Origin of the sequence: Phenylobacterium sp. (genome assembly GCF_036677185.1) — a bacterium.
Lineage (GTDB): Bacteria > Pseudomonadota > Alphaproteobacteria > Caulobacterales > Caulobacteraceae > Phenylobacterium.
In genome coordinates this window covers 208,187-222,061 of the sequence record NZ_JAKFEN010000019.1, presented here as the reverse complement: position 1 = coordinate 222,061, position 13,875 = coordinate 208,187, and the positions used below count along the sequence as shown (strand labels likewise).

At 69.0% G+C, this 13,875-nt stretch carries 13 protein-coding genes; 6 read left to right on the top strand and 7 right to left on the bottom strand.

Annotation, left to right across the window (positions count from 1 at the left end):
- The 3 genes from V6M51_RS10570 to rodA form a co-directional block, all read left to right on the top strand.
- Positions 1 to 582 (top strand): hypothetical protein (locus V6M51_RS10570; RefSeq protein WP_332766970.1); only part of this gene is annotated, 582 nt, incomplete at its 5' end.
- Positions 583 to 592: 10 nt separating this feature from the next.
- The gene (mrdA, locus tag V6M51_RS10565; RefSeq protein WP_332766968.1) at positions 593 to 2,581 is read left to right on the top strand and encodes a penicillin-binding protein 2; all 1,989 of its coding nucleotides are present in this window, start codon (positions 593 to 595) and stop codon (positions 2,579 to 2,581) included.
- A complete protein-coding gene (gene rodA / locus V6M51_RS10560) occupies positions 2,578 to 3,732 on the top strand; it encodes a rod shape-determining protein RodA (protein ID WP_332766966.1) in 1,155 nt (384 codons plus the stop codon). The genes mrdA and rodA overlap by 4 nt, the downstream gene beginning before the upstream one ends.
- Here the strand turns inward: rodA and pip are convergent.
- Positions 3,729 to 4,721, bottom strand: coding sequence for a prolyl aminopeptidase (pip, locus tag V6M51_RS10555; protein WP_332766964.1), 993 nt, complete (start codon positions 4,719 to 4,721; stop codon positions 3,729 to 3,731). The two genes, rodA and pip, sit on opposite strands and share 4 nt — an antisense overlap.
- A 9-nt stretch (positions 4,722 to 4,730) precedes the next feature.
- The gene (locus V6M51_RS10550) at positions 4,731 to 5,750 is read right to left on the bottom strand and encodes an alpha/beta fold hydrolase (RefSeq protein WP_332766962.1); all 1,020 of its coding nucleotides are present in this window, start codon (positions 5,748 to 5,750) and stop codon (positions 4,731 to 4,733) included.
- 99 nt (positions 5,751 to 5,849) lie between these two features.
- On the opposite strand from V6M51_RS10550, the gene V6M51_RS10545 reads away from it, so the two are divergent.
- Positions 5,850 to 7,055: a multidrug effflux MFS transporter gene (locus tag V6M51_RS10545; RefSeq protein WP_332766960.1), complete on the top strand. Its 1,206-nt coding sequence runs from the start codon at positions 5,850 to 5,852 to the stop codon at positions 7,053 to 7,055.
- Here V6M51_RS10545 and V6M51_RS10540 read toward each other — a convergent pair.
- The 5 genes from V6M51_RS10540 to V6M51_RS10520 form a co-directional block, all read right to left on the bottom strand.
- Positions 7,052 to 7,426 carry a DUF423 domain-containing protein gene (locus tag V6M51_RS10540; RefSeq protein WP_332766958.1) on the bottom strand — a complete coding sequence of 125 codons (375 nt, stop codon included), beginning with the start codon at positions 7,424 to 7,426 and terminating at the stop codon, positions 7,052 to 7,054. The genes V6M51_RS10545 and V6M51_RS10540 overlap by 4 nt on opposite strands.
- 1 nt (position 7,427) lies before the next feature.
- On the bottom strand, positions 7,428 to 8,858 hold the full coding sequence (locus V6M51_RS10535) for an amidase (protein WP_332766956.1): 1,431 nt from the start codon (positions 8,856 to 8,858) through the stop codon (positions 7,428 to 7,430).
- Between the two features lie 6 nt (positions 8,859 to 8,864).
- Positions 8,865 to 10,142, bottom strand: a complete 1,278-nt coding sequence (locus tag V6M51_RS10530) for an aminotransferase class III-fold pyridoxal phosphate-dependent enzyme (protein ID WP_332766954.1) — start codon at positions 10,140 to 10,142, stop codon at positions 8,865 to 8,867.
- 92 nt (positions 10,143 to 10,234) lie between these two features.
- Entirely contained in the window at positions 10,235 to 10,750 is a 516-nt protein-coding gene (locus tag V6M51_RS10525; RefSeq protein ID WP_332766952.1) for a DUF1993 domain-containing protein, read from the bottom strand.
- 67 nt (positions 10,751 to 10,817) lie between these two features.
- Complete coding sequence (locus V6M51_RS10520; RefSeq protein WP_332766951.1) at positions 10,818 to 11,441, bottom strand: exopolysaccharide biosynthesis protein; 624 nt, start codon at positions 11,439 to 11,441, stop codon at positions 10,818 to 10,820.
- 109 nt (positions 11,442 to 11,550) lie between these two features.
- Between V6M51_RS10520 and V6M51_RS10515 the strand changes: the two genes are divergently transcribed.
- Together V6M51_RS10515 and V6M51_RS10510 are read left to right on the top strand one after the other, a co-directional pair.
- Complete coding sequence (locus V6M51_RS10515; RefSeq protein WP_332766950.1) at positions 11,551 to 12,711, top strand: MFS transporter; 1,161 nt, start codon at positions 11,551 to 11,553, stop codon at positions 12,709 to 12,711.
- A gap of 75 nt (positions 12,712 to 12,786) precedes the next feature.
- Positions 12,787 to 13,800, top strand: a complete 1,014-nt coding sequence (locus tag V6M51_RS10510) for a zinc-dependent alcohol dehydrogenase family protein (RefSeq protein WP_332766949.1) — start codon at positions 12,787 to 12,789, stop codon at positions 13,798 to 13,800.
- Positions 13,801 to 13,875 lie beyond the last annotated feature (75 nt).

The following is a 13,875-nucleotide window of genomic DNA, read 5'->3' as shown; positions in this document are numbered from 1 at the left end:
GGCCGCGACCCCGCCGCCGGCGGCCACCCCGACACCCGAGCCGCCGCCGCCGCCGGAGGTGCCGTTTTGAGCCTGGCCGGCGCACGTCCCCTGAACCCGGTGATGTGGCTGGGTCTCCCTATGCTGCAGGCCCTGGCGCTCACGGTGCTGTTCGGCATCCCCTTCCGGGTGTTCGGGCTGCAGCTGCCGGAGCCGATCTTCGCGCTCGCCCCCGCCTTCGCCTGGGCGGTGATCCGGCCCTCGATCCTCGCCCCCTTCGGCATCCTGGCCATGGGACTGTTCCTGGACCTGTTCTGGGGCGGAGCGGTGGGGCTGTGGGCCCTGTCGCTGCTGACCGGGTACGGCGCGGTGCTGGCTGGACGCACCCTGATCGTGGGGCAGAGCCGGCTGATGATGTGGGTCTGGTTCGGCGCCTGCTGCGCCATCACCCAACTCGCCGCCTACCTTTTCACCATGGCCGACGCCGGGGGCATGGCCAGCCTGGTCTCGGTCGGCTGGCAGTTCCTGGCCACGGTGATCCTGTTCCCGTTCGCCGATCGGCTGATCGACCGGTTCGAAGACGCCGACGTGCGATTCCGCTAGGATCGGACCCATGAGCGAACCGTCGATCTTCTTCTCCGAGGTGAACGAACGGCAGGGGGTCTTCCATCGCCGGACCTTCCTGCTGGGCGGCTTCGCGGGGCTGGGCCTGGCGGCGCTCGGCGGACGTCTCGCCCACCTTCAGCTCGTCGAGACCCAGCGCTACGAGAAGCTTTCGGCCTCCAACCAGTTCAACTTCCGCCTGGTGGCCGCGCCGCGCGGCCTGATCGTCGACCGCAACGGCGCGATCCTGGCCTCCAACCGCCCCAACTTCCGGCTGCTGGTCAGCCGCGAGGAGGACCTCGATCCCAAGGCGACGCTGAAGACCCTGGCGGCCTTCGTGCCCCTGGACGACGCGCGCCAGGCCCGGCTGGCCAAGGACATCGCCCGGGCGCCCAAGCGCTCGCCGGTGTCGGTCATGGAGGACATGAGCTGGGAGGAGTTCTCGGCGATCAATGTCCGCGCGCCGGAACTGCCGGGCGTCACCGCCGACATGGGCGAGGTGCGGGTCTATCCGCACGGCGGCGCCTTCGCCCACGTGATCGGCTATGTGGCCAAGGTCAACAAGGAGGATCTGGCGCCGACTGGCCCGAACTCCGACCCCATCCTGCTGCATCCGGGCTTTAGGATCGGCCGCCAAGGCGTTGAAAAGGCGTTCGATCTCGACTTGAGGGGCAAGCCCGGCGCCCGCAAGGTGGAGGTGGACGCCAACGGCCGCGAGGTCCGTCAGGACGAGGGTGGCGACATTGCCGCCATCCCCGGCAAGGAGATCCAGCTCACCCTCGACGTCGACGTCCAGAACCGCGCGCTTGAGGTGATGGGCGACGAGAGCGGCGCCATCGTCGTCATGGACTGCCGCACCGGCGACCTGCTGTGCATGGCCTCGTCGCCCAGCTTCGACGCCAACCGGTTCGTGCGCGGCCTGTCGGGTCCGGAATACCGGGCGCTGGCCCTCTACGACCGCAAGCCGCTGCTCGACAAGGTCATGAACGGCACCTATCCGCCCGGCTCGACCTTCAAGCCGACGGTGGCCCTGGCGGCCCTGGAGGCCGGCGTCGATCCCGAGGCCCGGGTGAACTGCTCGGGCGGCTGGTACTATGGCGGTCGCACCTGGCGGTGCTGGAAGCGTGGCGGGCATGGTTCGCAGAACATGCACGACGCCATCAAGAACTCCTGCGACATCTATTTCTACCAGACGGCGCTGAAGATCGGTCCCGACCACATCGCCAAGGCGGCCCACGCCATGGGCTTCGGCCAGACCTTCGATATCGGCATTCCGGGAAACCAGAAGAAGGGCGTGGTCGGCTCCACTGAGTGGAAGCGCAAGGCGGTGAAGCGCGAACCGGTTTGGCAGCCGGGCGACTCCGTCAGCTACGGGATCGGCCAGGGCTATGTGGCGGTGAACGCCCTGCAGCTGGCGGTGATGACCGCGCGGCTGGCCAACAGCAAGAAGGCGCTCAATCCGCGGCTCATCAAGTCGGTGGGCGGGGTCGAGATGCCCCGCGGCGACGCCGCGATCGATCTGCCGTTCGCCGCCGAGCACCTGAAATATGTCCGAGGCGGCATGGAGGCCGTGGCCAACGACACGAGCGGCACCGCCTTCCGCCAGAGCCAGCTGGGCCTGGGCGACATCAAGATGGCAGGCAAGACCGGGACGGCCCAGGTCCGCAGCTTCGACAAGCTGGCCTCGCGCAGCAGCGTCGGCGTCACCTGGAAGCTCAAGGACCACAACCTGTTCATCGCCTTCGCGCCCTACGACGACCCACGCTACGCCCTGTCGGTGATCATCGAGCACGGCGGGATGGGCGGCGCCACCGCCGCCGCGCCCCGGGCTCGCGAGGTGATGCGCGTGGCCTTGTTGAAGGACCCCGAACTGCGAGCCCGGATCGAAAAGCCGCTGCCCCTGCCCGAGGTCCCCGAAAGCGTGATCATGGAAGGCGCGGCCCCCGAAGCCCCCATCGTCACGCCGCCGCCGCCGGCGCCGCCGGGAGAGCCCACATGACCGTCAGCGCCCTGACCCGGCCCGGCGAACGCGACCGGGCCATCGTCAAGTTCAGCGAGATCGACTGGCTGTTCGCCCTCGCGCTCTGCCTGATCGCCGGGACCGGCGCCCTGATGATGTTCTCCATCGCCGGGTCGTCCTGGGAGCCCTGGGCCGGCAACCACCTGATCCGCTTCGGCCTGTGTTTCTTGGCGATGGTCATGCTGGCCATGGTGGACCTGCGGGTCTGGTCGGCCCTGGCCTATCCCATCTACGGCATAGGACTGCTGCTGCTGGTGGCCGTCGAAGCCGTTGGCGACGTGCGGATGGGCGCCCAGCGGTGGCTGGCGCTCGGGCCGTTCAGCTTCCAGCCGTCGGAGGTGATGAAGCTGGGCATCGTGCTGGCCCTGGCCCGGTTCTATCACGGCATGTCGGCCGACAGCGCCCGGCTCTCCTGGTGGCTGCTGATCCCGCTGACGATGATCGCCGCCCCTGTGGTGCTGGTGGCCCACCAGCCCGACCTCGGCACCGCCATGCTGATCGCCATGACCGGGCTCTCCATGGTCGTCCTGGCGGGGTTGTCCTGGAAGGTGATCGCCGCGGGCGTGATCAGCGTGGTCGCCGCGGTGCCGCCGATGGTGATGTTCGTGCTGCACGACTACCAGCGCAAGCGGGTGCTGACCTTCCTCGACCCCGAGAGCGACCCCTCGGGCTCCGGCTATCACATCATGCAGTCGAAGATCGCGCTCGGTTCGGGCGGCTTCTTCGGCAAGGGCTATGGCCTGGGCTCGCAGAGCCAGCTCAACTTCCTGCCCGAGAAGCAGACCGACTTCATCTTCGCCACCCTGGCGGAGGAGTTCGGTTTCCTGGGCTGCATCTCGGTGTTGTTCCTCTACGGCGCGGTGATCTTCATGGCCCTGCGCATCGCCTCCATCTCCCACTCCCATTTCGGGCGGCTGGCGGCGGCCGGAACGACGGCCACCTTCGCTCTCTATGTGCTCATCAACGGGGCCATGGTGATGGGCCTGGCGCCGGTGGTGGGCGTGCCCATGCCGATGCTGTCCTATGGCGGCACGGTCATGGTGACGGTGATGATCGGCTTCGGCCTCGTCCAGGCCGTGCGGGTGCATCGCTATTCCGAAGTCACCAGCGGCAGCGGCGCGCTGCTCTAGACCCGCAGCGCCTGGTCCGTCGCCCGGACCAGGCCATCGACGATGCCCGGCTCCGTCGAGGCGTGGCCGGCGTCCCAGACGATGTCGAAACGCGCCTCGGGCCAGGCGGTCTTCAGCGCCCAGGCGCTTTCCATCGGGGTGACCACGTCGAACCGTCCCTGAACGATCCAGCCAGGGATATTCCGTATCTTTTCGATGTTCTTCAGGATCCAGCCGTCTTCGTCGAAGAAGCCGCCATTGGCGAAGAAGTGGCACTCGATCCTGGCGAAGGCGATGGCGAAGTCGATCTCGTTGAACTTCGAGGGCCGGGCCTCCGGCCCTCGGATGGAGATGGTGTCGCCCTCCCACTGGCTCCAGGCCGCGGCGGCCTCGGCCTGGACGGCGCGGTCGGTGGAGGTCAGGCGCCGGTGATAGGCACCCATCAGGTCGCCACGCTCGGCGAGCGGGATCGGGGCGGTGAAGCGGGCCCAGGCGTCGGGGAACAGGATCGAGGCGCCGTCTTGGTAGAACCACTTCAGCTCGCGCGCGGTGAGCAGGAAGATGCCGCGCAGGACCAGGCCGTCGACCCGGTCGGGATGGGTGATGGCGTAGGCTAGCGCCAGGGTCGAACCCCAGGAACCGCCGAACACGGTCCATTTCTCGACGCCCAGATGGACGCGCAGGCGCTCTATGTCCTCGATCAGCGACCAGGTGGTGTTGTCGTCCAGGCTGGCGTTGGGGCGCGACTTGCCGCAGCCGCGCTGGTCGAACAGCGCCATGCGCCATTTCGACGGATCGAAGAACCGCCGCATGGTCGGGTTGATCGCTCCGCCCGGGCCGCCGTGCAGGATGACGCAGGGCTTGCCGTCGGGGGTCCCGCACTCTTCGTAGAAGATCTCGTGCGGGCCGCCGGTGGCCAGCCAGCCCTGGGCGTAGGGCTCGTTCTCCCGGAAGAGACCCCGCCTGTGCGCGGACGACGAGACGACGGGCGAGGGGGTGTTGCGTTCCATGTCCCCTGTTTACTGCGGGAAGCGGCGATCCATCCAGCCCAGGATGAGACGATTGACCTCCTCGGGCTTCTCCTGCTGCGTCCAGTGGCCGGATTCCTTGACCAGGACCTTCTCCAGGTCGCCGATCACCTCCTCCATGCCGTCGGCCATGGCCGGGGAGAGCACCACGTCCTTCTCGGCCATGATCATCAGACAGGGGATTCCGTCCACGCGGGTCGGGAGGCTCGCCGACTTCTCCCAGTTGCGGGTGAAGTTGCGATACCAGTTGATCCCGCCGGTGAAGCCGGTGCGCTCGAAGGACTCCACGAAGGCCGCCAGTTCGTCGGGGCTCAGCAACTGGTGGGCCGTGTCGGACTTGTCCCAGGCCTTGAGCGCGTCGCCGAAGGCGAAGGTCGGGGTCTCGGCGGTCGGCTGGCCCGACAGGGTCAGGCCCGATCCCGCCCCGTCGCCGATCGCGGCCTCCATGGCCGCCGGGGTGCGCATGAAGAAGCGGATGGTCTTGTCGACGTCGGCGCCCAGCGCGGCGTCGGCCACGCCCGGTTTCTGGAACCAGACGATGTACATGTCCTCGCCGAACATCATCCGCATGCCGGCGATGGGATCCATCGGCGGGCGGCGCATGAAGGGGGTGTTGAGCCCGACGATCCCCGCGACCCGCGTCGGATGCATCAGGGGCAGGGCCCAGACGACGATGCCGCCCCAGTCGTGGCCGACGAACACCGCCTTCTCCACGCCCAGGTGGTCGAGCAGACCCACCAGGTCGCCGGTCAGGTGCTCCATGTCGTAGTCCGTGATCGCCTCGGGCGCCGAGGTCAGGCCATAGCCGCGCTGGTCGGGGGCGATCGCCCAGCGGCCGGCGGCCTCGCAGGCCTTGAGCTGGTGGCGCCAGGAGAAGGCCAGCTCGGGAAAGCCGTGACAGAAGACGATGGGCACACCTTTTCCTCGCGGCCCCACCTCGTAATAGGCCATGTCGACGCCGTTGACGGCGGCGTGTTGGACGGGCGGCATCTGGCGGGCGAGGGCGGACATGGGCGGCTCCCTGACGGTTGTGCCCGCAGACTGGCAGGCTTCCTTGGGCGGAAGGCAAGCGCGGCTTGGCCGTGACGAGAACCGCGCTAGAAGGACGTCATGACAGACCCGCGCCCCGCCGAAGACCGCACGCCCTGGGGCCTGGTGATCCTGCTGGGATCGCTGACCGCCTTCGCGCCGATGTCCATCGACATGTACCTGCCCAGCCTGCCGGCCATCGGCGTTGCGCTGGGCGCCAGCGCGTCGCAGACCCAGGCGACGGTGGCGGCCTTCTTCGCCGGCATGGCCATCGGCCAGTTCATCTACGGCCCGGCCTCGGACCGGTTCGGGCGGCGCGCGCCGATCATGGTGGGCATCGCGATCTTCATCGCCGCCTCGATCGTCTGCGCGCTCGCGACCTCGCCGGAGATGCTGATCGGCGCCCGGTTCGTCCAGGCCCTCGGCGGCTGCGCGGGCGGGGTGGTGTCGCGCGCCATCGTCCGCGACCAGTTCAACCACACCGAGACGGCGCGGATGCTGTCGCTGATGATGCTGATCATGGGCTTGGCGCCGATCCTCGCGCCCCTGCTGGGCGGCGTGCTGCTGGCGCTCGGCGGCTGGCGGTGGAACTTCTGGGTGCTGGCCCTGTTCGGCCTGGCCTGTGGGGCGGCGGCCTTCTTCCGGCTCAAGGAATCCCGGTCGGACGAGACGGCGGCCCAGGCCGCCTCGGAGAACCCCTTCCAGGCCTATCTCGCCCTGCTGCGCCAGCCGCGGCTGGTGGGATACGCGGTGGCCGGCAGCCTGAACGGCGCGACCTTGTTCACGTACATCTCGGCCTCGCCGGAGCTGCTGATGGGGACCTATGGCATCTCGCCCTCGGCCTTCGGCTGGGTGTTCGGCCTTAACGCCGCGGCGGTGATCGGCGCCAGCCAGCTCAATCGCTACGCCTTGAAGCGCCGGACGCCGGACGAGGTTCTGGCGCGGGCCAGCGTGGTCGCCGTCACCGGGGCCCTGGCCCTGGCCGCCGCGGCGGTCACCGGTTTCGGCGAGCGCTGGAGCGTGCTGCCGCTGCTGTTCGTGCTGCTGGGCAGCTACGGATTCATGGCTGGCAACACCGTGGCCGGGGCGCTCAATATCGATCCCAAGCGGGCGGGTTCGATCTCGGCCCTTACGGGCGGGGCCTCGTTCGGGGTCGGCGCCCTGGCGGCCAGCCTGGCGGGCGCCTTGCACGACGGGACGCCGCGGCCGATGGCGCTGGTGATGCTGGCGGCCCTGGTGGGATCGGCGTTGGCGTTGCGATTCCTGGCGCTGCCGAAGAAGGCCTAGGCTCGGTCCACGTCCCGGGCGGCCCAGGCCAGGGTCGCCCAGCCGATCAGGAACAGCAGGCCTCCGATCGGCGTCACTGCGCCCAGCCAGCGCGGCCCGCCGAGGGCCATCACGTAGAGCGAGCCTGAGAACACCACCACACCCGAGAGGAAGAAGGCCGGCGCGCGCCGGGCGTTCTTCGCGCCGATGTTCATGAAGGTGGCGCAGGCGAAGGTGGCCATGGTGTGCATGAACCCATAGCTCGAGCCGGTGCGCAGCCACTCCTGGGCCTTGGGGTCGGAGACGCCATGAGCGGCGAAGGCCCCGACGGCGACGGCGATAAACCCGCCGACCGCGGCCAGCGTCATCCAGGTGCGGCGGGTCCAGATCATCTCAGCCCCATAGCTGGGGCCGGCGATCCTTCCAAGGCGCTTCCTTCTCCAGTTGGGCGGCGAGGCGGAAGAGGGTCGCTTCGTCGGCGAAACGGGCAGTGAACATCATGCCGATGGGCAATCCGTTGGCGGACATCTCGAGCGGCAGGGACATGGACGGCTGGCCGGAGAAGTTGAACGGCGGGGTGTAGGGGAAGGCCGCGCCCTGGCGGCGGTTCACCTCGCGCGGCTCCAGGTTCACCGGATCGATGTGGCCGACCTCGGGAACGCTCGTGCCGAGCACCGGACAGAGATAGACGTCCCAATCCTCGAAGAAGGCCAGGGTCTTGCGGTTCAGGACCCGCAGGTCCTGCCAGCCGCGCCAAGCCTGTTCGCCAGTGACCTTGCGTCCGCCCTTCAGCGAGGCCCAGGTCAGGGGCTCCAGTTCGTCGGGCTCGGGCTCGCGGCCGATCTGCTCGATGAGCCGCGCCATGTCGGCGGCGAAATTGGCGCCGGAGACCGGCCCGCGCGCAGCGTAGAGGGCGCGGTAGTCGAGGCCTATGCCCTTCTCCACCACCTCGTGGCCCAGGCGTTTCAGCAGGTCGGCGGTGCGTTCGAGGGCGGCCTGGATCTCCGGTTCGATGGGCCGTCCGGACGGGGTCTCCGAGGACCAGGCGATGCGCAGCTTGCCGGGGCTACGTTCGATCTCCTCGATATATGGCCGTTCCTTGGGCGGGGCGGCGAAGGGGGCGTCGGCCCGGGGCGTGCCGGTGGCGTCCAGCATGGCGGCGCTGTCGCGCACGGTCCGGGTGACCACGTGATCGACGGTGAAGCCCATGGCGTAGGCGGTGTCGTCCGGCCCGTTGGGGTTGCGGTCGCGGGTGACCTTCAGCCCCACCAGGCCGCAGCAGGCCGCCGGGATGCGGATCGAGCCCAGGCCGTCGCTGGCGTGGGCCAGGGGCACGATGCCGGCGGCCACCGACGAGGCCGCGCCACCCGACGAGCCGCCGGAGATGTGGTTGGGGTTCCAGGGATTGCGGCAGGCGCCGAGATGGGCGCCTTCCGTCGTGCCGGTGATGCCGTATTCCGGGGTGTTGGTCTTGCCCAGGGGCACGACTCCGGCGGCTCGATAGCGCGCCGTGAGGTCGCCATCGTCGGGGTCCACAACGCTCGCGGCGAACTTGCTGCCATAGCTGCGTGGCCAGCCGGCGACTGGCATGCCCAGGTCCTTGATCAGGAAGGGCACGCCGCGGAACGGGCCGTCGGGCAGAGGGCCTTTCGCCACGTCGCGGGCCTCGTCATAGGCCTTGTAGACCACCGCGTTGAGCGTCGGGTTGTGGCGCTCGATCCGCTCGATGGCGGCGTCGACGAGTTCCAGCGGCGTCACGTCGCCCTTGGCCACCAGGGCGGCGAGCGAGAGCCCGTCATGTTCGGAATAGTCGCTGATCGGCATGTCGCCCTACCTCTGGCCGGCGGAAAGGAATGCGAGCTTCTCGACGGGCGCCAGGCCCGCCGCCTCGCGCTTCAGCACCGCGAAGGCGCCCTCGGCGGCCTCCAGGGCCTGGTCGATGTCGGCTTCGGTCATCGCCGCGCACAGGAACATGTTGTGCCAGGGATGCATGTAAACGCCCCGCGCCAGCATCTGGCTGACGAAGCAGAAGCCCTTCCGCAGATCCGGGTCGTCGTCGAACAGGTAGAGCGGCATCTGGGTCGGACCTGAGCAGCGCAGGCCAAAGCCCGCAGCGGCGGCGCGTTCGACCAGGCCGCCGGCCAGCCGGTCGCCCAGGGCCTCGATGCGCTCCAGATAGTCAGTGTCGCGGACCAGGCGCAGGGTCTCCAGGGCCGCGGCCATGGGGGCGGCCTGGAACCAGAAGGAGCCGGTGACATAGATCGAGGCCGCGGCCGTGCGGGCCTTCTCCGAGCCGAGCAGGGCCGAGATGGGGTGGCCGTTGGCGATGCACTTGCCCCAGGTGGAGAGGTCGGGCTCGATCCCCAGCAGGGACCAGGAGCAGTCCCGCGCCATGCGCAGTCCCGCGCGGACGTCGTCGACGATCAGCAGGGCGCCGGTCTGGTCGCACAGCTCCCGCGCGCGGCGGGCATAGGCGGGGTCCGGCGCGGCTTGGTCGATGAAGGCGTCGTGCTTGAAGGGAGCGGCGAAGATGGCGGCCAGGTCGTCGCCAGCCCGGGCCACTGCGTCCTCGAGGCTGGCCACGTCGTTGTAGTCGCAGAACAGCTGGTGGGCGCGGTCGCTATCGACCGTTCCGGCGGGCCTGGGCGTGCACCAGGGCGCGGCCCCGTGATAGGCGCCGCGGGCCCGGATGATGGTCTTGCGCCGGGTGTGGGCGCGGGCGGTGACCAGGGCCATGGAGGTGGCGTCGGTGCCGTTCTTGCAGAACATGGCCCAGGCCGCGTGGGTCACCAGGCCGGTCAGTTCCTCGGCCAGCCGCACCATCAGCTCGGTGGGCCCGGTGAGGGTGTCGCCGAGGCTGAGCTGGCGGACATAGGCCGCGTCGATCTCGGGATTGGCGTAGCCGAACAGGTTGGGCCCGTAGGCGCACATCAGGTCCAGATAGCGGTTGCCGTCGGCGTCCCAGATGTGGGCGCCTTCGGCCTTGGCGAAGAACTGAGGATAGTCGTCGGGCAGCAGGCCCACGGCCTGGTGGCCGTACATGCCGCCGGGGATCACCGCGCGGGCGCGTTCTCGCAAGGCTCTGTCGAGGCTGTTGGCGCGATCCATCGCAGTCTCCCTCCGCCATATTTTGTCGAGCGGAACAGACCTTACCCCGACCCCGCGCCTCGGCAACCATGCGAGGCGCGGTTCGGCGCGGCTTAGACCGGCTGGGCGCCGGCCAGGAAGTCCATCTTGCCCAGCGGCACGCCCTGGTTGCGCAGGACGCCGTAGGCGGTGACCACGTGGAACAGGAAGTTGGGCAGCGAGAAGCGCAGCAGGAAGTCGGTCGCCGTGAAGGTCATGGTCCGGCCGGGGAACTTCAGTTCGATGGTGCGATCCTCGCCGCCGTCGACCTGTTCGCGCTTGATGGTTTCGAGGAAGGCGATGGTCTTGGCGACCCGTTCCTTGAGCTGCGAATAGCTCGTTTCCTCATCGGGGAAGCTGGGCGGGGTGATGACCGCCAGGCGCGCGCCGCCGCCCTTGGCCGCGTCGCTGGCGAGCTGGACCTGGCCGATCAGCGAATGCATGTCGGGCGCCAGCCGCGCCTCGGCGAGGGTCGAGAGCGCCACGCCGTTGGCCTCGGCGTGGGCCTGCGCCTTGTCGAGCATGGCCGACAGGTTGCGCAGCATGTGCAGGTAGCCGGGGATCGAGGCGTCGTAGAGGGACAGGGACAAGGCGTTCTCCAGTGGCAGGGGTTGTGCAGGCCACATAGGGGCCCGCGGCCTCCGCCGCCATGTCCGCCTAGAACATCCCCACCAGGGTGGTGAAGAAGGCGATCACCGCGGCCAGGATCGCCTTGGAGAAGATCCACAGCACGGCGATCGAGATGATCGCGAAAATCCAGCCGATGATCGCCGCCAGGCCGTCGCGCTCGGCCCCGCCTATGGCGAAGGCGGCGATGGCGAAGGAGGGCAGCATGTTGCCGAACGGGATCGGCAGGAAGACGATCAGCGACAGCACGAAGCAGAGCAGCCCCACCAGCCGGTCGCCGACCGGGTTGTACATGAAGGTCAGGCGGGGCCGCAGGCCGCGTTCGATCCGCTCCAGATAGGGGGTCAGCTTGGCCGCGAGCGCGCGGAAGTCGGTCATGCTCATCTCCCGCTCCAGCAGCGCCTTGGGCAGCCATAGGGTGCGGCGGCCCAGCATCCACTGGGCGGTGATGAAGATCAGCGGTGCGCCGAGCACGGCCGAGACCCCAGGGGGCATGGGCAGGACCAGGGGGGCTGCGAAGATGAACATCAGGGCGCCGAAGGCCCGGTCCCCGAAGGTCTCCACCACGTGGGCGACCTTGATCTTGCGCGCCGAACGCTTGCCGACCTCCTCAAGGAGTTCGGAAACGCGCGCGGCTCTGGAGGGTTCGGACATCGCAGCTTGGCGCTAGCACGCGTCGAGGCCGTTGCGGAAGTTAATGCACGCGAGTCTTTGGAGATGTCGCAAGAATGGCGCAGACGACTCGCGGTAGCTCACGCGCAACATGAACCAGCCCGTGCGCCTTGGTCTGTTCTACGCCGCCCTGTTCGTCGGCACGGGGGCCAGTTCGCCCTATATCCCGGTATGGTTCGCCAGCCGTGGGCTGTCGGGGGCGGAGATCGGGCTGATCCTCTCGGCGCCCATGCTGGCGCGCGCGGTGACCGCGCCCGCCATGGCCATGTGGGCCGACAGCTTCAGGCTGCGGCGCACGCCCTTGATCCTGATGGCCCTGGCCTCGGCGGGCGCCTATGGCCTCCTGGCCGCGCCGTTCGGCTTCGCCTGGTGGTTCGGGGTCTGGTTCTTCGCCTCCAGCGTGTTCGCCACCATCGCGCCGCTGACCGATGTCATCGCCTTCGCGCGCGCGCGGCTGGACGGATTCAATTTCGGCTGGCCGCGTGGCATCGGCTCGGTGGCCTTCGTCATCGCAAACATCGTGGTGGGCGCGCTGCTGGTCCGGTTCTCGCCCGAGCTGGTGGTGGTCTGGATCACGGCGGCGGCGATGTTGGCGGCGCTGGGCGCCCGTGCGCTGTTGCCGCCCGATCCGGTGCGGGAGGGCGGGGCCGTGAGCCGGCTCTCCGAGCGGTTCGCGGGCCTTAAGGATCTGTTGCGCGACGGCGACTTCATGCTGGCGGTGATCTCGGCGGGCCTGATCCAGTCGGCCCACGCCTTCTACTATTCGTTCTCGACCCTCGCCTGGAAGCAGCAGGCCATTCCCGAGAGCCTCACCGGGATCCTGTGGGGGGTGGCGGTGACGGCCGAGGTCGCCTTCCTCTGGTTCCTGGAGCCATGGCGCCGCCGCGTGGGACCGCGACACCTGCTGGTCATGGGGGGCGTCGCGGCGCTGGCGCGGTGGACGATCCTGTCGCTGTCGCCCCCGCTCTGGCTGGTGTTCCCGCTACAGGCCCTGCACGTCTTCACCTACGCGGCGACCTTCCTGGCCTCGCTGCAGATCGTGGAGCGGCTGTCGAGCCCGGCCAACGCCTCAGCCGCCCAGACAATCAATTCGGCCCTGTCTGGCGGCCTGCTGATGGGGGCGGCCACCATCGGCTCGGGCTGGCTGTTCGATGCGGTCGGGGCCAAGGGTTACCTGGCCATGGCCGTCATGTCGGGCCTGGGCCTGATCGGCGCCCTGCGGCTCTACGGCGTCCGGCGACTGGACGCCTGAGCTTACGCTGGGACAGTCTTGCTGGGGCCGACGAAGGCGCGACTATGACCCAGAGAACATGCTGGGAGACGAGCCATGCGGGCCTTGCAAGCCGCCGCGCCGTGGGGCGTGGACAATCTGAAGGTCGCCGAGCTGCCCGATCCGACGCCGGGTCCGGGCCAGGTCTTGGTCCGCATGAAGGCGGTGTCGCTGAACTTCCGCGACCTGCTGATGATCAACGGCATGTACGGCCGCGGATCCACCGACACGAAGGACGTGATCACGCCCTTCTCCGATGGCTGCGGGATCGTCGAGGCGATCGGTCCCGGGGTGAACCGGGTCGCGGTCGGCGACCGGGTGGCCAGCCTGTTCTTCCAGAACTGGACCTCGGGGCGTCCGACGCTGGAAAAGCTGTCCTCGGCCCTGGGTTTCCCCGTCCCCGGGGCAGGGCGCGAACTTGCGGTGTTCAGCCAGGAGGGGGTCTCCAAGGTTCCGGACTTCTTGACGGACCAGCAGGTGGCGACCCTGCCGTGCGCGGCCCTGACGGCCTGGCGGGGCCTTTTCGAGGACGCCGATCTGGAGCCGGGCGACACCGTGGTGCTGCAGGGGACGGGCGGGGTCTCGATCTTCGGGCTGCAGTTCGCCAAGGCGGCCGGCTACCGCACGATCATCACCTCGTCATCCGACGAGAAGCTAGAGCGGGCGCGGGCGCTCGGCGCCGACCACCTGATCAACTACAAGGCCACGCCCGAATGGGGCCGGGCGGTGCGTGAGATCGCCCCGGACGGCGCCGACTTCATCATGGAGGTCGGCGGCGGCGGGACCATCCAGCAGAGCCTGCGCTCCGTTCGCATCGGCGGCCATATCGCCGTCATCGGGGTGGTGGCGGGGGCGGGGGACATCAACCCCGCTGTCCTGATCGGCAATTCGGCGCGGCTGCAGGGGGTCTCGGTCGGCTCGCGCGAGATGTTCGAGGCCATGTGCCGGGCGATCGAACTTCATCGCATTTCGCCCGTGGTGGACAAGGTCTTCCCCTGGACGGAAGCGAAGGCGGCCTTCGCGGCCATGGCCGCCGGCGAGCACTTCGGCAAGATCGTGCTGGAGTTCTGACCGGCCGCGCCAGACGGTTTAGTTGTTGCTACAGTGATCTTGCCTGCCAGCGCAAGGGACGTTAGTGAAGTCATC

Bases quoted from the DNA above. Each gene is read 5' to 3' on its own strand.
- mrdA (WP_332766968.1), top strand. From the start codon at position 593: ATGAGCGAACCGTCGATCTTCTTCTCCGAGGTGAACGAACGGCAGGGG.
- rodA (WP_332766966.1), top strand. From the start codon at position 2,578: ATGACCGTCAGCGCCCTGACCCGGCCCGGCGAACGCGACCGGGCCATC.
- pip (WP_332766964.1), bottom strand. From the start codon at position 4,721: ATGGAACGCAACACCCCCTCGCCCGTCGTCTCGTCGTCCGCGCACAGG.
- V6M51_RS10550 (WP_332766962.1), bottom strand. From the start codon at position 5,750: ATGTCCGCCCTCGCCCGCCAGATGCCGCCCGTCCAACACGCCGCCGTC.
- V6M51_RS10545 (WP_332766960.1), top strand. From the start codon at position 5,850: ATGACAGACCCGCGCCCCGCCGAAGACCGCACGCCCTGGGGCCTGGTG.
- V6M51_RS10540 (WP_332766958.1), bottom strand. From the start codon at position 7,426: ATGATCTGGACCCGCCGCACCTGGATGACGCTGGCCGCGGTCGGCGGG.
- V6M51_RS10535 (WP_332766956.1), bottom strand. From the start codon at position 8,858: ATGCCGATCAGCGACTATTCCGAACATGACGGGCTCTCGCTCGCCGCC.
- V6M51_RS10530 (WP_332766954.1), bottom strand. From the start codon at position 10,142: ATGGATCGCGCCAACAGCCTCGACAGAGCCTTGCGAGAACGCGCCCGC.
- V6M51_RS10520 (WP_332766951.1), bottom strand. From the start codon at position 11,441: ATGTCCGAACCCTCCAGAGCCGCGCGCGTTTCCGAACTCCTTGAGGAG.
- V6M51_RS10515 (WP_332766950.1), top strand. From the start codon at position 11,551: ATGAACCAGCCCGTGCGCCTTGGTCTGTTCTACGCCGCCCTGTTCGTC.
- V6M51_RS10510 (WP_332766949.1), top strand. From the start codon at position 12,787: ATGCGGGCCTTGCAAGCCGCCGCGCCGTGGGGCGTGGACAATCTGAAG.